The following is an 18,982-nucleotide window of genomic DNA, read 5'->3' on the forward strand; positions in this document are numbered from 1 at the left end:
GTGTAGGTGAGGTCGCGTCGGCTCATGGGGTCCTCCTATTCGTAGATCTCGGCGACTGTGCAGCCTCGAGAGTGCGTGCGTGTGCTCTCTCTAGCGAAAGCCGTTGGTAGTCGGGGGAGGGGAGTGTATAGATCGACGTGGTCGCGGCATGCTCGTGCCCAAGCTGGAGCTGTGCGAAAGTGACGTCGAAACCCTCGCCGGTGATGAGCTGCGTTGCATAGGAGCGCCGGAAGGAATGCAGGTCGAGGCCAGGAGGGAACCCAAGTTCGTCGACGAGCCCACGGAACCTCCCGAGAAGGTGCGACTCGGAGACGAGCCCGCCGGGACCGGTCGGGAAGATGTCGTCGATCGRATCCCCGAAGCGGGGGAGTCCACGATCAATCCAGTCCTCGATGACGTCCACCGTCCAGGGCCACACGGTCAAGACCGAGCGCACCTTCTTCGCGCTTCCGCGATGTGCCTTGCCCCACCGGACCCGCAGCACCCCGAAGTCGCGCATGTAGGGCGCGCGACCGTTGCGCGAGAAGTCAACGGTCTGCAGATGGCGCAGCTCGTTCGTCCGCAAACCCCAACCGTAGAGAGATTTGAACGCAACGGTATCGCGCCAGGCGGCTAGAGGACCGCGGCGTCCCGCATGGAGGATGCGCTGCACCTCTAGGTCGGCGAGGTCGAAGAACTGCTGCAGCTCGTGCTGGGTGAACGCGCGTTTCTCCGGTCGAGCAGTGTTTCCTTGAGAGTGCGTGACGCGGTTGAGCTCCGTGACGACCTGAGCGAAGACCTGGCCGAAGAGCTTCGCCGCCTGTTCGCTCCAGTCGTATGCGGGGTCGCACGCGAAGTCGCAGAACAGCTTGATCGCGGTCTGATACGACCGCACCGTCGCGTGCGACAGGTTGCGTATCCCTCGGGCGTGCGAGAAGTAGTCGTCGGCGTCGCCCAGAGTCCATTCCCACGGGTAGTGCCCGGTGAAGTCAATAAACGCAAGGACGAGCCGCCGTCGGGTTCGGATCGTCGCGGGGGAGAAGTCCTTCGCACGCTGCTGCCTGCCCCAGCCATCCAGGATCGCGGCCGTGAACAACTCAGGATCCGGCGCCTGCTGCCCGAAGGGTGCGAAGACCACGTTGTCATCGTCCGCCATACCTGCCTCCTGACGCGCCATCGGGGCAATCGAGGATGCTGCAGCAGCCTGCTGCAATCATTGCGAGTCTCGCACGCAAGTTGCGAGAAACGCAATCATCCATCCGGAATTGCCCGGTCAGGAACGGTTCCTACCGAGCCCATTGGCGCCTCTGATGCATGCAAGCCGCCACGCGAGGCGAACATCAGCTGACCGTAACCCCCAGATCAAACTCGAAATCCAACTGGTCGGGGAGGTGTTACCCGATTCTTCACGATTGCGAGAGGCGCACATAGTGTTGATTCTAACTGACATAATGTGCATTATCGGTGATATCGAAGGCGCCGCGGAGACTGCGCACGGTCGAAAAATGGACGGTCGGACGCGGCGACGATGCAACGCCACGTACGGGAGCTGTCTCGGTCGCTGGCCTCGCGCGCGCATCGGATCGTACGCGGTTTCCCGTGCGATCAACGGGACCCGGGGTCTTCGGCGCGAGCACCTTGGGCAGGACAACCGCGTCCGAGACGGATCGGCGCGCTCCTCCCCGAGAGCCCGGCGACGGGGGCCCGAAAAGCTGACATAACGTCGCCCCTCAACCCATTCCTGGTTCTCCCCACTGGCCACCGCCGGGCGGAGTTGGACACGTCGCGTTCTTCGCCTCGGCACCAATCTCCGCGCGGATCGCGACACCACCGTCGGGCATCGACTGCACGGTGAAGACAACACCTTCGAGGGCGCCTCGTCGCGGCACGTTGCCGATCAGAACGCCATCAGCCGGACGATCGGGATCGAGATGACTCGTGCGGTTCGCCAGGAGTCCCGGCGTCGGGTGATCCATCATCCAGTTCGCTACGTCCACGACCGTCGTGCCCGTGACGGTCCAGAAGCCCTTCTCCGTGATCGTCGGCGTGCAGACCCAGCCTTGATACGACGAGAAGGCAGCCCCTGTGCTTTCGACGCGCACCGCGCCCGGAGGCACCGACGCCGTCGCGAGCCACAGATCTGCTCGCTGCTGAGCCTCCTCGACGGCCGGGTCCGCAGGCGTGGGCGACGGCGATGGCGTGGCCGCGACGGCGGTCGGATCTGCCCCGGTGACGCTCTGCGCGCCGCATCCGCACAGCAGGACAGCGGTCGCGATGACGCACAGCGCGACAGGAGTCCCTCTCACCCGGTTCACGCGCTCCCCCGCATGGCCGCGCGCTGCCGTGCGGCCTCGTACAGCATGAGTGTGGCGGCGTTCGAGGCGTTCAGCGAGCTCGCGGAACCGCTCATCGGCACGCGGACGATCACGTCCGCGGCCTCGCGCCATCCGCGCGCGAGGCCGGTCGTCTCATTGCCGATCAGCACCAGCGAGGGCTGGGCGAAGTCGTAGTCCCACACATCGACATCGCCGTGCTCGTCGGTCGCGACCAGCGTGAGCGGCGTGCCCTGCGCGCGAACATCTCGCACCCAGTCGAAGACCGGGCCGCCCGATGCCGCGCGGACCACGGGCGTCGCGAACAGCGACCCCGTCGAGGCGCGGACCGACTTCGGGTCGTACGGATCGGCCGCATGACCCGAGACGATCAGACCGTGCCCGCCGAGCGCGTCCATGGAGCGCAGGATGGATCCGATGTTGCCGGGCTGCGTGGGCCGGTCGAACACCATCCCGAGGAAGTCGCGCGGCACCGGGATCCGGGACAGATCGTCCGGCGGCATCGCCACCACGGCGATGATCTCGGTGGCACCCTCGTCCTTGTCCGCCAGCTCGGCGAGCAGGGCCGGGCTCATCGCGATCGTCTCCTGCGCCTGCTGCAGCGCGTCCCGGGCCCACGGCGACAGCGTGCGCTGTGCGTCGTGGATCACGGTGAGGATCGTCCAGCCGTGCTCGATCGCCTGCGAGATCGGTCGAACGCCCTGCACCACGAAGCGGTGCTCGCGTGAGCGGTGGTTGCGGTTGCGCGTCAGCGCCTCGAGCAGCTGGAACCGCGAGTTGCGCGTCGAGATCCGGAGGTCTGCCATCGTCGCCCCCTCACGCACCCACGTAGGCGGCGAGGTGCTCCCCCGTCACGGTCGACTTCGCCGCGACGAGGTCGGCCGGAGTGCCCTCGTAGACGATGCGCCCACCGTCATGGCCGGCACCAGGGCCGACGTCGATGATCCAGTCGGCGTGCGCCATCACGGCCTGGTGGTGCTCGATCACGATCACGGATCTGCCGGAGTCGACCAGGCGGTCCAGCAGCCCGAGCAGGTTCTGCACGTCGGCCAGGTGCAGACCCGTCGTCGGCTCGTCCAGCACATAGGTCGCGGCGCCGTCGGCCATCTGGGTCGCGAGTTTGATGCGCTGACGCTCGCCGCCCGACAGCGTCGACAGCGGCTGGCCGAGCGAGAGGTAACCCAGGCCGACATCCTCGAGGCGGCTCAGGATCGTCACCGCGGCGGGAATCTTGGCCTCTCCCCCACGGAAGAACTCGTGCGCCTGCGCCACGGGCATATCGAGAACCTCGGTGATGTCCTTCCCGGCCAGCTTGTACTCGAGCACCGCTGCCTGGAAGCGCTTTCCGCCGCAGTCCTCACAGGGACTCTCCACCGTGTCCATGAAGCCGAGCTCTGTGACGATCACCCCTGCGCCCTTGCATGTAGGGCAGGCGCCCTCGGAGTTCGCGCTGAACAGCGCCGGCTTCACGCCGTTGGCCTTCGCGAACGCTTTGCGGATCGGTTCCAGCAGCCCGGTGTACGTGGCGGGGTTGCTCCTCCGCGAGCCCTTGATGGCTGTCTGGTCGATCGAGACGACGCCCTCGCCCTTGGCCACGGAGCCGTGGATCAGCGAGCTCTTGCCGGAGCCGGCGACACCGGTCACCACAGTCAGGACGCCGAGCGGCACGTCGACGTCGACGCCCTGCAGGTTGTTCGTCGTGGCGCCCCGCACCTCGATCGCCCCCGTGCGCTCCCGCACCGAGGGCTTGAGCGCTGCACGGTCGTCGAGGTGACGCCCCGTCAGCGTCCCGCTGGCACGCAACCCTTCGATCGTGCCCTCGAAGCAGATCTCGCCACCGGCAGAGCCCGCACCGGGCCCGAGGTCGACCACGTGATCGGCGATCGCGATGGTCTCGGGCTTGTGCTCGACGACCAGCACGGTGTTGCCCTTGTCGCGCAGCTGCTCGAGCAGCCGGTTCATGCGCTGGATGTCATGCGGATGCAGGCCGATCGTGGGCTCGTCGAACACGTAGGTGACATCGGTGAGCGAGGATCCGAGGTGGCGGAGCATCTTGATCCGCTGCGCCTCTCCCCCGCTCAGCGTGCCGCTCGGCCGCTCGAGAGAGAGATAGCCGAGTCCCAGCGTGACGAATGCGTCCAGGTTGGCCCGCAGCGCCTCGAGCAGGGGTCCGGCACCGGGGAGGTCGAGCGAACGCACCCATGCGGCGAGGTCGGTGACCTGCATGCGGCAGGCATCCGCGATGCTCACGCCGTCGATCTTCGAGGAACGCGCCCCCTCAGTGAGCCGTGTGCCGTCGCACTCCGGGCAGACCGCGAACGTGGCGACCCGCTCGACGAAGGCGCGGATGTGCGGCTGCAGCGCGTCGATGTCCTTCGACAGCATGGACTTCGTGATCTTCGGGATGAGTCCCTCGTAGGTGATGTTGATCCCGTTGATCTTGACCTTGGTGATCTCGCCGTACAGGAACAGCTGACGCTGCTTCTCCGTGAATGTCGAGACCGGCCGGTCCGCCGGATAGAAGCCCGACTCGGCGAACTGACGAACCATCCAGCCGTCAGCGGTGTACCCGGGCACCATGATCGCGCCGTCGTTCAGCGACCGGGTCTCATCGACGACCTGAGTGAGATCCAGATCCGAAACCACCCCTCTGCCCTCGCACCGCGGGCACATGCCGCCGAGGTAGATCGCATCCTTGACGATCTTCTTCTCGCCGCCGGGCCCGGTCATCACGCCGCTGGCCTTCTGCGTAGGGATGTTGAAGGAGAACGCCGTCGGCCCGCCGATGTACGGCGTTCCGAGCTTCGAGAACAGGATCCGCAGCATCGCATTCGCGTCCGTGACGGTGCCAACGGTCGAGCGGGGGTTCGCACCGAGACGCTCCTGATCGACGAGGATCGCCGTGGTCAGCCCGTCGAGCACGTCGACGTCGGGGCGCGGTACCGAGGGCATGAAACCCTGGACGAAGGCGCTGTAGGTCTCGTCGATCATGCGCCGGGACTCGGCGGCGATCGTGTCGAACACGAGCGAGCTCTTACCCGAACCCGACACTCCGGTGAACACCGTCAGCCGGCGCTTCGGSAWYTCGAKSSWGACGTCCTTSAGGTTGTTCTCSCGGGCGCCCTGCACCCGGATCACATCGTGAGTGTCGGCGACGTGCGGCTCTATCATCGGCGTGATTCTCCGGATCGGACGGGGTGGCAAGGGGCGCGTCACAGGATATCGGTGCCCGGCGTCGTCGCCGGGGGCACCGCGCAGGCTTCAGCCCACCTGCTGCAGACGGATCATGTTGCCAGCCGGGTCACGGAACGCGCAGTCGCGGATCCCATAGGGCTGGTCGATCGGCTCCTGCACGACGTCGSCSCCGCGCGMCTCGATCTCGGCGAACGCSGCRTCSACATTCTCCGTCGCGAGCACCACTCCCCCGAAGCTGCCCTTCGCCATGAGCTCCAGGATCGTGCGCCGCTCGTCGTCGTTGATGCCCGGATCCACCGCCGGCGGGGTGAGCACGATGGAGGTGTCCGGCTGGTTCGCCGGTCCCACCGTCAGCCAGCGCATCTGCTGGTAACCGACGTCCTTGCGCAATTCCCACCCGAGCACATCGCGGTAGAAGTGGAGCGACTCCTCGGCATCGGTGTGCGGGAGGAAGCTGGCGTTGATCATGATGTCCATGCCGCTCACGCTACGCGGGTGGATCCTGCGGGGCTTCTCGATTCCTGATCGGTCTGGTGGCCTGCTTCTCGATCCACGACGGGATCCCCGGTCCCAGGCCCGGGTCGGCGCGATAGCGGCTCGGGGAGACACCGACGAGTTCCGAGAACCGAGTGCTGAACGTCCCGAGCGACTGGAATCCGACGGCGAAGCACGCCTCCGTCACCGACACGTCGCCGCGACGCAGCAGCGCCATCGCCCGTTCGATCCGACGCGTCATCAGATAGGAGTACGGAGGCTCGCCGTAGACGATCTTGAACTGGCGACTCAGATGCCCCGCCGACATATGCACTCCTGCGGCCAGTGCCTCGACGTCGAGCGGCTGGGCGTAGTCCCGATCGATGCGGTCCCGGACCCTTCGCAGTGCGGCGAGATCCCGCAGGTGATCCTCGTCGGCGGCCGGGCTCATCCCCCGATCCTCGCACGGCGGCGCGGGGTTCGCGGATCCCTTCCGTGCCGAGCGGTACAGTAAGGCCATCCCAGATTCTCAGGGATTACTCAGAAAGGGTCCCCCATGTCCGAAGCAGTTGCCGATGCGAAGAGCCTCGTGAAGTCGCTTCGCATCTTCCTCGCCGTGTCCGGCATCATCGCACTCATCGCAGGCATCGTGATGCTGGTGTGGCCGGTCAAGACGGCTTTCGTCCTCACCGGAATCGTTGCCGCCTATCTGATCGTCGCCGGCGTGGTCTACATCGGCCTCGGCATCTTCAGCGCCGCGAAGTCCGGTTGGGCCCGAGTCGGCCACATCGCCCTCGGACTCCTCTACATCGTCGCGGGCGTCATCGCGTTCTCGAACATCCAGGCGGCGACCGTCGCGTTCGCGCTCGTCACCGTGATCTTCATCGGCGTCAGCTGGATCTTCGACGGCGTCGTCTCGCTGAGCCTCATGGGGCAGGACGGGTCCAAGACCTGGACGCTGCTCTACGCGCTGCTCAGCATCGTGGCGGGCATCGCCGTGATCAGCCTGGGGCTCGCGGCCGTGCCGTTCTTCTGGCTGTTCCTCGGCATCTCGCTCGTGGTGCTCGGCGTCATGCAGATCGTGCGCGCGATCACGATCGCGAAGGACGCTAAGGCCGTCGCGGACGCTGCCGGTCTCTGACTCCTCCTGCACGCGGAAGCGGCCCGGCGCATCTGCTCCGGGCCGCTTCCGCGTGTTCGGACTACTCGGCGACGAACCCGCTGACGTCGCCGATCAGACGGGTGTGGTCGGCGGGCACGGGCTCGACGGCCGCCAATGCCACCTCAGCGGCGAACTCGGCGACGTTGTACAGACGCCCCGCCGACTCGCGACGCTGCGAGATCGCGCCCGGGTTCGCGCGCTCGAGCAGCGTCGCCGTGATGGTGCCCTCGATCATGTCGCCTGAGACGACGACGAACTCGACGCCCTGCGCCTCGATCGTGGGGATCAGCTCGCGCAGCGCGTCCTCGCCGGCACGCTTGGACAGCGCGACCGGCACGTACTCCGGCATCGTCGGCGTGGTCCGGATGAAGTGGGCCTGGTGGCTGGTGACGAAGACGATGCGCCCGCCCTCGCGCAGCAGGGGAAGCGCGGTCTCCAGCACGTTGACCTGGGCGTCGCGGTTGAGGCGCAGTGCGTAGTCCTCACCCATGTTCGCCTCCATGCCTCCGGAGGCATTCAGCACCAGCACGTCCAGCCCGCCGAACTCCGCCTTGACCGCGTCGAACATCCCGGCGACAGAGGTCGGATCCGTCAGATCGGCGCCGATCACCAGCGCGCGGCGGCCCAGCGCCCGCACCTCGCCGGCGAGCTTCTCCGCGCGCGGAGCCTTGTTGCGGAAGTTGATGACGACGTCCGCCCCGGCCTCAGCGAAGTACCGGATCGTGTCGGCGCCGATGCCACGGGAGGATCCGGTGACGAGGGCGACCTTGCCGGTCAGCGATTCTGCGGGAAGGGTCTGAGACACGGGGACTCCTCGGAGAGGGTGCGCACGCGGCGCGCGGGTGGGACCAGAACACCCTACCAATCCGCGTGATTCCGCGGAGAGTGACGCGGAAGAGGCGCACTGACCGCGTGATAGGTTGGCAAAAAGAGGGGGCGGTATGGACACGATCCTGCAGATGTTCCAGGACTGGGCGTGGATCGGCTGGCTGGTCCTCATGGTCCTGTTCTTCGTCATCGAGATCTTCACTCTCGACATGACCTTCCTCATGCTCGGACTCGGATCGGCCGTGGGCCTGCTCTCCACGCTCACCGGATGGCCCGTCTGGGTGCAGGTGATCATCGCCGCTCTCGCCGCCGTGCTGCTCATCTTCGTGCTGCGCCCGCCGCTGCTGCGTCGCCTCCATCGCGGCGAGGACCAGACCCGATCCAACGTCGCTGCACTGATCGGGCTGCACGGCACTGTGCTGCTCGAGGTCACGACGCTCACCGGTCAGGTCAAGCTCAGCAACGGCGACACCTGGACCGCCCGCCTCGCCTCCGAGGCTCCCGTCATCGCGCCCCTCTCCCCCGGCGCCCCCGTGACGGTGGAGCGGATCGAAGGCGCCACCGCGTACGTCCGTTCCACCCACGTCTAGGAGAAACAGGAGCAGCCCTTCATGGACAGCGCGTCCTTCATCCCCACCGCCATCGGATGGATCCTGGCGATCGCCGTCATCATCTTCGTGCTGGTGACCATCGCCCGTTCGGTCAGGATCATCCCCCAGGCCACCGCCGGCGTCGTCGAGCGGCTCGGCAGGTATCACAAGACTCTGATGCCGGGCCTGAACCTGCTCGTGCCGTTCATCGATCGCCTGCGCCCTCTCATCGACATGCGCGAGCAGGTCGTCTCGTTCCCGCCGCAGCCCGTGATCACCGAGGACAACCTCGTGGTGTCGATCGACACCGTCGTGTACTTCCAGGTGACCGACGCCCGCGCCGCGACCTACGAGATCGCGAACTACCTCGGCGCCGTCGAGCAGCTCACGACCACCACGCTGCGCAACGTGGTCGGTGGACTGAACCTCGAGGAGGCGCTGACCAGCCGCGACAACATCAACGGTCAGCTGCGCATCGTCCTCGATGAGGCGACCGGCAAGTGGGGCATCCGGGTCGGCCGCGTCGAGCTGAAGGCGATCGACCCGCCCGTCTCGATCCAGGACTCGATGGAGAAGCAGATGCGCGCCGAGCGCGACCGTCGTGCGGCGATCCTCACCGCGGAGGGCACCAAGCAGTCGCAGATCCTGGAGGCCGAAGGTCAGCGGCAGGCGGACATCCTCCGTGCCGAGGGTGAGAAGCAGGCCGCGGTGCTGCGCGCCGAGGGTGAGGCGGAGGCGATCCAGAACGTCTTCAACGCCATCCACCAGGGCCAGCCCGACGACAAGCTGCTCGCTTACCAGTACCTGCAGATGCTGCCGAAGATCAGTGAGAGCGCGTCCAGCAAGCTGTGGATCATCCCGAGCGAGTTCACCGAGGCGCTGAAGAACTTCGGCGGCGCCTTCACRCCGGGGGCGGGCGGATCCACTCCGTTCACCTCGACGGCACCCGCAGCGGCGGTCCCGACCACGCGCGCGGCGGCTGCCGCTGCTGCCACTCCTCCCGCGTCAGCTTCAAACGGCGCCGCGTGACGCACCCGTACTTCCAGGGCGCCTCGGCGCCGCGAGTCCTCGCTCATCGCGGTCTGGTGGGCGAGGACTCGTCCGTGTTCGACAACTCCGCTCTCGCCATCGCCGCCGCTGACGCCGCGGGCGCGGAGTACGTGGAGACGGATTGCCGGGCGACCGCTGATGGCGATGCCGTGCTGTTCCACGACGAGACGCTGCAACGACTGCTCGGAGATCCCCGCCCGGTCGCCGAGGTCACGACGGCCGAGCTGGTCGCGCTGTTCGCCGCCCACGGCGGACTGCTCACACTCGCCGACGCGCTCGAGTCCTTCCCGCTGCTGCGCTTCAACGTGGATGTGAAGGCGCTCGCAGCTGCCGGGGACGTGGGACGCGCTGCGGCCGCGCACGGGCATCGGGTGCTGCTCACGAGCTTCGACGACCGCAACCGTCGCGCCGCGCTGGAGGCCGCCGCGGCTGCGGGCGCCGAGGTGCTGCCGGCTTCCTCCGGCGGGCGGACCGCGATCGCGCTGCTGCGTCTGGCGTCGGCCCTGCGTCTTCGCGGCTGGGCGCGCCGCATACTGCGAAGGCTGGACGCCGTGCAGATCCCCGAGCGGTTCGGTGCGCTGCGGGTGTTCACGCCGGCACTCGTGCGCGCCGCGCACGACGCCGGCGTCGAGGTGCACGTGTGGACCGTCAACGATCCCGAACGCATGCGCGCGCTGGTGTCCGCCGGCGCCGACGGCATCGTCACCGATCGTGCGGACGTCGCGATCAAGGCCCTCGCCCCGCACTGAGATCCAGTTTCGTCGTACGGCGGACCCAGTCCCATTTCGCAGGCTGAGCGCTCCCGGGCTGGGTATCGACTGTGAAAGCCTTCATGGTTTGCCCCCTTCGCACCTTCTGCACAGCCCGGGCCGATATACCTGAGGGCGACGAGAGGACCACACAATGGCAGATYGCAGCCTTCGGGGAATCCGACTCGGCGCCCAGAGCCTTCAGAGCGAAGAGGGCGTCGTCTTCATGGAACGCCAGCAGACCGCATACTCCTGCGACACCTGCGGCCACGTGACTACACTGATGTTCGCGGCCGATGCCGAGCCGCCGGCCACCTGGGAGTGCCGCGCGTGCGGCGCTGACGCCCGACTGCAGATCGACGGCAAGTCCGTCGAGATCGCRGSGGACGGCGACAAGGSMGGMCGCACGCACTGGGACATGCTTCTGGAGCGCCGCACCCGTGCCGAGCTCGAGGAACTCCTGGAAGAGCGCCTCGCGTTCATCCGCGCACGTCGCGGCGCCGGCGAAGACCCGACCCGCGAACGGATCGGCGCCTAAGCCTCCGACCGGCCCCGTCGTACCCGACCGGACACACCCGCGACGACGACCACGAGCAGCCCGCCCCACAGCAGGACCTGCTCCAGCCAGGGCCCGATGAGCACACCCGCAGTCGCCCCGGTGCGCAGTTCGACATCTTCGAGCAGTGCACCGGGGCGATCCTCGTCCAGAGAGGCCTGCGTGGAGCCGTCGGCACGGATCACCTGACTGGTGCCGACCGTGGAGATGTTCACGACCGCTCGCCCGGTCTCGACGGCCCGCATGCGCGCGATCCCGAGCTGCTGCAGGTTCTCGACCGTGCCGCGGAAGTCCGCGTTGTTCGTCTGGAACACCAGCACCTGGGCACCGCCGTCGATGCCCTCGGCGATGACCTCGTCATAGATCACGTCGAAGCAGATGGCCAGCCCCACCGTCGTCGCGCCCACGCGCACGGTCGGTGCATCGGCGCCCGGCGTGTACCCTCGGCCGATCAGGCCGATCAGATCCGGCACGATCGCGTTGTAGAACGCACGATCGGGCACGTACTCGCCGAACGGCACGGGGTGCCGCTTCGAATGCGTCTGCACGTCACCCCTCGCCAGCGTGCGGTGATTGTCGGTCGGCCACAGGAACGAGGTGTTGTAGAACAGCTCGCCCTTCTGCGTGGCCGCATTCGCGAGGATCGGTGCCTGCGCGCGTGTGGCGATCCCGTCGAGCGCGTCCGACAGCACCGGGTACTGGAACGGATCGCCGTCGAGACCGCCCTCCGGCCAGACCAGCAGATCCATGCGCTTGCCGTACAGCGGCTCCGTCGCCGCCGCCTGCGCKGTCAGCACGTCGAGTGGCTCGCGCTTGTCGAAATACCCGGTCGGACCGTTGCCCTGCACCGCGCCGATCCGCATCGTGCCGTCCGCTGCGGTGGGGAACGCCGGAAGGAGCGCGAGCAGCGCCACCAGCACGATCGGCGGCACCAGCGCCGCGCCGCGCGAACGCGGGCGACTGCGTGCGAGTTCGACGAGGAACGCCACGAGGAGCACCATCAGGAATCCGAGTCCGCTGATCCCGATCCAGCTCGTCACCCGCGCGGCCGCGGTGTCGGACATCGTGTAGGCGATGCGCGCCCAGGGGAACCCGCCGTAGGGCCAGTTCCCGAGGAACAGCTCGCGGCCGATCCACAGGGCCGCCACCACCACGGAGAGGATGCCGGCGCGGAGCAGACCCGGACGGACCAGCACGGGGATCCAGCGGTACGCGAGCGTCACCGGGATCAGGGCGACCGCCGTCAGCGCCGCCTCGAGCAGGCCGAGTGCGAGCCACGGTATCGGCCCCAGGTAGCGCGCCGTCCAGGAGACGAGGACCAGGAACAGCACTGCGCCGTACACGAACCCCACCAGCAGCGCGGACGAGGTACGGCGTCCGATCAGCGCCACCAGGAGGAGGGCCACGGCGGGGAACGCGGCGATCCACACCGACAGCGCGGGGAACGCCAGGTTGAGGAGCCCGCCTGCCGTCGCCGCGGCGAGCAGCGCCGCCCAGAGCGGCAGCACAGGGCGGGATGCGGGGCGTGTGGAGCGCGCCTCGGCGGGCTCGGCGATGCGGGCGGTCACGGTCACATCGAGGAGTAGGCGACGATGCCGCGGCGGACACCGTCAAGCGCGGCACGGGCCGTGCGCGCGGTGTCGGCGTTCGGAGCGACGATGGAGAGCTGGTCCAGCAGGTCGATGGTCTGCTTCGCCCACCGCACGAAGTCCCCGGCTGCCATGTCGGCATCCTCCAGCACGGCATCGAGCGACATCCCCCGCGCCCAGGCGTGCATCGCGCCGGCGAGTCCCGCCGAGGGGCGATCGGATCCTGGTAGCCGGTTGTCGTGCTCGAGGTCGTCGAGCTCTGCCCAGAGCTCCTGCGTGCGCTCCCAGGCGATGCGGAAGCGGCCGCGTGGCAGATCGCGGGGGTCGATCGAGCCGTCGTCGCGCCGGGGCTCGTAGACGAGGGCGCAGGCCATGGCCGCGAGGGCCGGCGCGTCCAGACCGTCCCACAGTCCGCGTCGGAGCGACTCCGCCACGAGCAGGTCCCGCTCCCCGTAGATGCGCTGCATGGTGCGGCCCGCGTCGGTGAGGGTGAGCTGGTCTCCGCTCCCCTGCACATAGCCGACCTCGGCGAGCACGTCGAGCACCCGGTCGAAGACGCGGGCGACCGTGCCCGTGCGGTTCTCGATCTGGCGCCGGGTGCGGTCGGTCTCCCGCTTGAGCTTCCAGTACCGCTCGGCCCACCGCGCATGCTGTTCACGATCCGGGCAGCGGTGGCAGGCGTGGCGCTGCATCGCGCGACGGAGCGACTCGATCTGATGCAGTCGCTTCTCGCGCACCGCGCGCGGCGCCTGCTGGTCGGCGCGGTTCTTCTTCTCCAGATCGCTGAGCTCGCGCCGGATCCCGGAGTACTCCGTGAAGTCACCACGGTCACAGGTCATCGACCCGAGGTAGCCCTCCAGCGATGCTTCGGCTTCGCGCACGGTGCGCGCGAGTCCGACGACCGCGCGGTCGGCCTGGAACTGGGCGAACGACGACTCGAGGACCTCGCGAGAGCGGTTGCGACCGAACCGGTCCAGCAGGTTCACCGCCATGTTGTACGTGGGCCGGAAGCTGGAGTTCAGCGGGTAGGTGCGCCGCGAGGCGAGCGCGGCGACGGCCTGCGGGTCCATGCCCTCGGTCCACTGCACGACCGCATGCCCCTCGACGTCGATGCCGCGGCGGCCGGCACGACCCGTGAGCTGGGTGTACTCCCCCGAAGTGATCGCGACCCGCGCCTCACCGTTGAACTTCTCCATGCGCTCGAGCACGACAGTGCGCGCCGGCATGTTGATGCCCAGGGCGAGCGTCTCCGTCGCGAAGACGACCTTGAGCAGGCGCTGCTTGAAGAGGTCTTCGACGACCTCCTTGAACGCCGGCAGCAGGCCCGCGTGGTGCGCGGCGACTCCGCGCTCCAGGTTGTCCAGCCAGTCCCAGTAACCGAGCACCGCGAGGTCCTCGTCGCGCAAAGTGCGCACGCGGTCTTCGACGATCGCGCGGATCTCGCGACGCTCCTCCACCGTGGTCAGCCGCAGCCCGGAGCGCCGCACCTGCTGCACCGCGGAATCGCAGCCGACGCGGCTGAAGATGAAGAAGATCGCCGGCAGCAGGTTCGCGCGGTCCAGCAGGTCCACGACCTGGGGGCGGTCGAGCCGCTCGATGCGGCGCACATTGGCCGAGCGCACGGGGCGCTTGCCCCCGCGTTGCGGTCGTCTCCCCTGGGCACCCGCGTGGCGCGCACTGCGGTACTGCTGGGCATCGCGGTTGCGCTCGTAATTGGCCCCACCGAACGAGCGGATCCGGAGCAGCTCCTGGTTGACCTGCGCGGTCGCGATCCCGGCGCGGTCGTCGAACAGCGGGAGCAGGTCGTCTCGCACGAGCACGTGCTGCTCCAGAGGCACCGGACGGATCTCGGAGACGATCACCTCGGTATTGCCGCGGACCGTGTCCAGCCAATCGCCGAACTCCTCGGCGTTGGACACCGTCGCACTCAGCGCGACGAGCCGCACGCTCTGCGGGAGGTGGATGATGACCTCTTCCCACACCGCGCCGCGGAAGCGGTCGGCGAGGTAGTGCACCTCGTCCATGATCACGTAGCGGAGATCCTCGAGGGCGCGGGAATCCGCGTAGATCATGTTGCGCAGCACCTCCGTGGTCATCACCACGATGCGGGCCGAGCCGTTGATGTTGACGTCACCGGTGAGCAGACCCACCTGGTCCGCGCCGTACACGTCGACGAGCTCTCGGAACTTCTGGTTCGACAGCGCCTTCATCGGCGTCGTGTAGAACGCCTTGTCCGCCGGAGTCGACATCGCCTGGTGGATCGCGAACTCGCCCACGATCGTCTTGCCGGCACCGGTGGGCGCCGCAACGAGGACGCTGCTGCCGCGCTCCAGGGCATGGCAGCCCTCGATCTGGAACGGATCCAGCTGAAAGCGCTGCATCGCCGCGAAGGCGGTCGTGGCGGGGTGGTCCTGAGCGGCGCGGGCGGCGGCGTATCGATCCGCCGGCGACGTCATACCGTGGACTCCTCGAGGAACTCCTGCTGGCGCTTGTGCTTGCGCCTGTCGAAGAGCATCGACAGCCCTGCTGCCGCGAAGTACAGCACGATCAGGATGCCGGCGAGCATGAGCATGCTCACCACGTCGGCGGCGGGCGTCGCCAGGGCCGCGAACAGGCACGCGATCAGGATCGCGATCCGCCAGGCCTTCAGAATCGCCCGGCCGGACATGATGCCGGCGAAGTTCAGGGCCACCAGGAACACCGGGATGATGAAGGAGACCCCGATGACGATCATCAGCTTGAAGATGAAGTCGTAGTAATCCTGCGCGTTGTAGAGGTTCTGCGCACCTTCAGGTGTGAAGCCCGCCATCAACTCGATGATGTGCGGCATGACCAGGACGCCCACGTAGCAACCGGCGAAGAACAACGGGACGGCCGACGCGACGAAACCGATCGTGTACCTGATCTCCTTCCGCGTGAGACCGGGCATGATGAAGGCCCAGATCTGCCACAGCCACACGGGCGCGGAGAGGAAGATGCCGATCGAGAACGCCATCCGCATGCGCAGGTCGAACGGCGCGGTCACCGACGAGAACGTGAACCCGACGAGGTCCTTGCCCCGCTCCTCGGCGACCTGACGGATGGGCCCGGTGACGAAATGCAGGATCGGGTCGGTGACGAAGAACGCGATCACCATGCCGAGGACGAGAGCGCCGGCGGCGAAGACGAGTCGCTTGCGCAACTCGATGAGATGCCCGGCCAGGGGCATGGTGCTGTCGCGACGCGGCTTCCGCCCCTTCGTCGCCGGTGACGCGTCGGTCACGCCCGTCAGCGCTGGGTACCGGCGTCGTGCGGCGGGTTGACGGCGGTGGTGTCGGCCGCGTTCTGCACCGGGGTCGGCAGAGCGGTCGTCGCGGGCGCCTGGGTCGATGCGGCGGCGTCCGTCGCGGAAGCTGCTGCGTCCTCGTCCTTCATCGCCTTCATCTCACCCTTGAAGACGCGAGCAGACTGGCCCATGCTCTTGGCGAGCGCGGGAAGCTTGGCCGCGCCGAACAACAGCAGGATGACGGCGAGGATGATGACCAGATGCCATCCGTTGAGTCCGGCGAACATGATGATCTCCCTTGATGGATCGGGTGTTGCGCACAGTCTACCGTGACTGCGGGTTGGTTTGTTCGGAGTACAGCGCAAGTGCTGCGACGGCCCATTCCCGAGCGGCGCAACGCGCCGATGCGGGTTCGAGGATCTCCACCGCGCCGCCGAAACGAGCGGCCAGCCGCTTGAGGCTGAGCGGATCCCCCACATGCAGCGTAGCGGTCATGGAATCGTCCTGGACGCCGGCCTCGGCGCGGCGCAGATAGTCGCGCAGCAACGGCGCGAGGCGCTCCGGGAAGCGGATCACCGCCTCGTCGCTCTCCCCGTCCCCGGCGAACAGCTCGGGCACGGGTTCGTCGCCGTGCGTGATCGCGATGTCGGTGAGCCGCGGCTCGCTGACGCGGTCCAGGTGGAAGGTGCGCATCGCGCGGCGCAGATGGCACCAGCCCTGCAAGTACCACTGCCCGTTCGTGATCAGGACCGTCACCGGGTCCACGGTGCGGGTCGTGGGCGCCGCGTCCGGCGCGCGGTACGTGAACGACACCGCGACGTGCTCTTTCAGGGCGGTCGCGACGACGGTGCGGACTTCATCGACCGGACCCGGTGCGACGATGACGTCCGCCGGCAGGCCGGCGGCACCCCTGGACAGCTTCGCGATGAGCGCCTGCACGACAGTGGAGTCGGCGACGCCCGGCACTGCCGAGGCCAGCTGCAGGCCCGCGACCAGGGCCGCGGCTTCGCGAGCGGTGAACTTCGGCACGCGGCGCAGGCCGACATCGTTGGTGATCTCGATGATCCCCTGCTCATCCAGCAGGTCCCAGTTGATGTCGAACAGCTCCTGCGGCGCCTGCCAATAGCCCTCGTCTCCGGGCAGGCCGATCACCGTGAGCTTCTCGACCATGGCGCGCATCTGCGCCTCGGTCATGTCGAACTCGGCTGCTGCCTCGGCCAGCGAGACCTCGCCGCGTTCGAGCAGATAGGGAACGAGCGTGAGATAGGCGCGGACGCGGTCCGAGCTCAGCAGAGGCTTGCGCTGCGCCATCATTCCCCGTCCTTCGCGTCTGCATGCGCCGCGGCCGCCGCGCGCAGACGCACGATCACCGCGTCGCGGAGCACGGCGGGTTCCACCACGCGGACCTCCGGCCCGTACGAGGCGAGCTCGTCCGCGAAGATGTGCAGATCGACGTAGCGCACGCGGATGCCCTGCGCAGCCGGCTCGGCACGCCGGCCGAGGCGGAGCGCCGCCTCCGTTCCGGGCGTGACCTCCAGCAGGGCCGAGTGCGCAGCGGCGACGGCCCCGAGGCTCGCAAGTGCCCGCTCCCCCGCGCCCTCGCGCATTTCGGCGGGGAACGCGTTGTTCGTGACCGTGACGTCGCCCACGATGCGGGTGAGGAGGAACATGCGATCGCCTTCGGCATCCACATCCCGACCGAACACGTGCCAGCGCGCCTCGTATTCCACGAGGGCGAGCGGTTGCACACGGCGGCGTCGGGGAGCCTGCTCCCCCGGCTTCAGGTAATCGAAGGCGACGGAGACACTGCGTTCGATCGCACCCTGCAACGGGGCGAAGGCGGCCTCGCGCGCGGTGATGCGCGGCGCGAAGCCGATGATCGGCTCGTCCACGTCGATCCCCAGGGCGCGGATCTTGCGCACCCCCGCCTGGGCGTCGGCGGACAGCGACTCCTCACTCCAGACACTGCCGGCCAGGCGCAGCACGGCGAGCTCGGCCGGCGTGAACTCTATGTCGACGGGCAGATCGTATTCCGCCTTCGGAATGCGATAGCGGGCTTCGCGCAGATCGTTCGGATCGGCGTGATCGCCCAGCGTCTCGATCGGGATGCCGAGCGAGCGCAGCTCTTCCTTGTCGCGCTCGAACATCTTGTCCAGGGCGTCCGCCTTGCCCTCCGCCCGCTGGCGGTAGCCCGAGACGGACGCGAGGATCTGCTGCTTGGTCAGCCCGATCTCCGTGGCCATGAGCGCCACGACGAGATTCGTCAGACGCTCCTCCGCGGGGATCCGTTCCGCCATCTACTGACCCGTCGTGGCGGAGTCGTCGATGCCGAGGATGTCGACGACGATCGCCTGCGTGCCGTTGCCGTCGGCACCGGTACCCGCGCTCGCATCCGCAGGCGGAACGATCAGGAGGACCTGCGATCCGACGGTCTGGCCCTCGATGCCCGCGGCACCGGAGATCACCGCGGACTGGGAGTCCCACGTGCTGTTGACCACCTTGCGGGTGTCCCAGTCCACGCTGGTGAACTGCACGCGGACGCCGTCGGTCTTCTTCACCTTCTGGCCCTCGCCGCGGATGAGTGTCTGCACCACCTGCTTGGCGGGCTTCTTCGCGTCCGGGACGATGATGCCGGGGCGCCCGTCCGGGGCGCGCACGACGGTGGGCAGGCCCAGCGCGTCGTTGTACTGCAGCGAGCCCTCCGCGTGCGGCAGGAACACCGTGCGCACGTCGAGCACCGCGACCGCGGCCCCCTCGGCCGCGGTCCCGGCGGGGAAACCTACCAGCAGCCGCGATCCGGCGGTGGCGCACTGCAGCGCGTCGCCGAGCGGCTTGGCCTGTGATGCCAGGGTGTTCACGTCCGAAGCGGCCGTCGTCTTGTCGAAACCGGTCGCGCCGATCTTCTGCCCGGTCCGCGCGTCGTACAGCGCGATGTCGACGACGATCGGCTGGTTCTTCGCCGTGATCGGAGTGCCGGTGCCGACGATGAGATCGTCGACGCTCGCCTTCTGCACCTTGGTGGGCGACGCGATGGTGACGGTCGGCTCGGCGCCGAAGTCGCCCTTCACCGTCACGGAGTCGGTGAGCCCGGACGAACTCGGCTGCGTCGGGCAGGCCTTCCCGGCGAACGAGGGGCCTGCGGAGCAGCCGGCCAGCGCGAGGGCGGCGAGGCCGAGGGTGATCAGAGCAGCGGCAGTCTTACGCACGCGCTC

The 18,982-nt window shown here is 68.1% G+C and carries 19 protein-coding genes; 5 read left to right on the plus strand and 14 right to left on the minus strand.

Features of this window, described 5'->3' with window-relative positions; all coding sequences use genetic code 11:
• Positions 1–22: 22 nt before the first annotated feature.
• The 6 genes from AC1DMN_RS15210 to AC1DMN_RS15235 all read right to left on the minus strand — a co-directional run bounded on the left by AC1DMN_RS15210 (position 23) and on the right by AC1DMN_RS15235 (position 6,432).
• A complete protein-coding gene (locus tag AC1DMN_RS15210) occupies positions 23–1,135 on the minus strand; it encodes a tyrosine-type recombinase/integrase (RefSeq protein WP_477384512.1) in 1,113 nt (370 codons plus the stop codon).
• 574 nt (positions 1,136–1,709) lie between these two features.
• Complete coding sequence (locus AC1DMN_RS15215) at positions 1,710–2,081, minus strand: hypothetical protein (RefSeq protein WP_477384514.1); 372 nt, start codon at positions 2,079–2,081, stop codon at positions 1,710–1,712.
• Positions 2,082–2,290: 209 nt separating this feature from the next.
• A complete protein-coding gene (locus tag AC1DMN_RS15220) occupies positions 2,291–3,118 on the minus strand; it encodes a TrmH family RNA methyltransferase (protein WP_440731735.1) in 828 nt (275 codons plus the stop codon).
• A gap of 10 nt (positions 3,119–3,128) precedes the next feature.
• Positions 3,129–5,483, minus strand: a complete 2,355-nt coding sequence (locus AC1DMN_RS15225; protein WP_477384516.1) for an ATP-binding cassette domain-containing protein — start codon at positions 5,481–5,483, stop codon at positions 3,129–3,131.
• Between the two features lie 90 nt (positions 5,484–5,573).
• Positions 5,574–5,984 (minus strand): VOC family protein, encoded by a 411-nt coding sequence (locus AC1DMN_RS15230; RefSeq protein WP_477384518.1) that lies wholly within the window; start codon positions 5,982–5,984, stop codon positions 5,574–5,576.
• A 10-nt stretch (positions 5,985–5,994) separates the two neighbouring features.
• On the minus strand, positions 5,995–6,432 hold the full coding sequence (locus tag AC1DMN_RS15235; RefSeq protein WP_477229121.1) for a helix-turn-helix transcriptional regulator: 438 nt from the start codon (positions 6,430–6,432) through the stop codon (positions 5,995–5,997).
• 105 nt (positions 6,433–6,537) lie between these two features.
• Between AC1DMN_RS15235 and AC1DMN_RS15240 the strand changes: the two genes are divergently transcribed.
• Entirely contained in the window at positions 6,538–7,122 is a 585-nt protein-coding gene (locus AC1DMN_RS15240) for an HdeD family acid-resistance protein (RefSeq protein WP_045252047.1), read from the plus strand.
• A 61-nt stretch (positions 7,123–7,183) separates the two neighbouring features.
• Here AC1DMN_RS15240 and AC1DMN_RS15245 read toward each other — a convergent pair whose 3' ends face one another.
• Entirely contained in the window at positions 7,184–7,948 is a 765-nt protein-coding gene (locus AC1DMN_RS15245; RefSeq protein ID WP_440731730.1) for an SDR family oxidoreductase, read from the minus strand.
• A gap of 136 nt (positions 7,949–8,084) precedes the next feature.
• Here AC1DMN_RS15245 and AC1DMN_RS15250 point away from each other — a divergent pair, with 136 nt between their 5' ends.
• The 4 genes from AC1DMN_RS15250 to AC1DMN_RS15265 all read left to right on the plus strand — a co-directional run bounded on the left by AC1DMN_RS15250 (position 8,085) and on the right by AC1DMN_RS15265 (position 10,898).
• Complete coding sequence (locus AC1DMN_RS15250) at positions 8,085–8,561, plus strand: NfeD family protein (RefSeq protein ID WP_440731729.1); 477 nt, start codon at positions 8,085–8,087, stop codon at positions 8,559–8,561.
• Between the two features lie 21 nt (positions 8,562–8,582).
• Positions 8,583–9,590 (plus strand): SPFH domain-containing protein, encoded by a 1,008-nt coding sequence (locus AC1DMN_RS15255; RefSeq protein WP_440731728.1) that lies wholly within the window; start codon positions 8,583–8,585, stop codon positions 9,588–9,590.
• The gene (locus AC1DMN_RS15260) at positions 9,587–10,360 is read left to right on the plus strand and encodes a glycerophosphodiester phosphodiesterase family protein (protein ID WP_477229122.1); all 774 of its coding nucleotides are present in this window, start codon (positions 9,587–9,589) and stop codon (positions 10,358–10,360) included. The genes AC1DMN_RS15255 and AC1DMN_RS15260 overlap by 4 nt, the downstream gene beginning before the upstream one ends.
• 154 nt (positions 10,361–10,514) lie before the next feature.
• Positions 10,515–10,898: an RNA polymerase-binding protein RbpA gene (locus tag AC1DMN_RS15265; protein ID WP_477384520.1), complete on the plus strand. Its 384-nt coding sequence runs from the start codon at positions 10,515–10,517 to the stop codon at positions 10,896–10,898.
• Here the strand turns inward: AC1DMN_RS15265 and lnt are convergent.
• Genes lnt through AC1DMN_RS15300 form a run of 7 tightly spaced genes read right to left on the minus strand, consistent with a single transcriptional unit; the run spans position 10,895 to position 18,976 of the window.
• A complete protein-coding gene (gene lnt / locus AC1DMN_RS15270; protein WP_477229123.1) occupies positions 10,895–12,484 on the minus strand; it encodes an apolipoprotein N-acyltransferase in 1,590 nt (529 codons plus the stop codon). The genes AC1DMN_RS15265 and lnt overlap by 4 nt on opposite strands.
• Positions 12,485–12,486: 2 nt before the next feature.
• Positions 12,487–14,961 carry a DEAD/DEAH box helicase gene (locus tag AC1DMN_RS15275; protein ID WP_477229124.1) on the minus strand — a complete coding sequence of 825 codons (2,475 nt, stop codon included), beginning with the start codon at positions 14,959–14,961 and terminating at the stop codon, positions 12,487–12,489.
• Entirely contained in the window at positions 14,958–15,713 is a 756-nt protein-coding gene (gene tatC / locus AC1DMN_RS15280; RefSeq protein WP_440732427.1) for a twin-arginine translocase subunit TatC, read from the minus strand. Before tatC ends, AC1DMN_RS15275 begins: the two co-directional genes overlap by 4 nt.
• 59 nt (positions 15,714–15,772) lie before the next feature.
• Entirely contained in the window at positions 15,773–16,057 is a 285-nt protein-coding gene (tatA, locus tag AC1DMN_RS15285) for a Sec-independent protein translocase subunit TatA (RefSeq protein WP_440731723.1), read from the minus strand.
• 37 nt (positions 16,058–16,094) lie between these two features.
• Positions 16,095–17,084 (minus strand): helix-turn-helix transcriptional regulator, encoded by a 990-nt coding sequence (locus AC1DMN_RS15290; protein ID WP_440731722.1) that lies wholly within the window; start codon positions 17,082–17,084, stop codon positions 16,095–16,097.
• On the minus strand, positions 17,081–18,067 hold the full coding sequence (locus tag AC1DMN_RS15295; RefSeq protein ID WP_477229125.1) for a helix-turn-helix transcriptional regulator: 987 nt from the start codon (positions 18,065–18,067) through the stop codon (positions 17,081–17,083). The genes AC1DMN_RS15290 and AC1DMN_RS15295 overlap by 4 nt, the downstream gene beginning before the upstream one ends.
• Positions 18,068–18,976, minus strand: a complete 909-nt coding sequence (locus AC1DMN_RS15300; RefSeq protein ID WP_440731720.1) for an FKBP-type peptidyl-prolyl cis-trans isomerase — start codon at positions 18,974–18,976, stop codon at positions 18,068–18,070.
• Between the last annotated feature and the right edge of the window lie 6 nt (positions 18,977–18,982).

It is taken from the genome of Microbacterium sp. 01T413_2 (assembly GCF_056398985.1).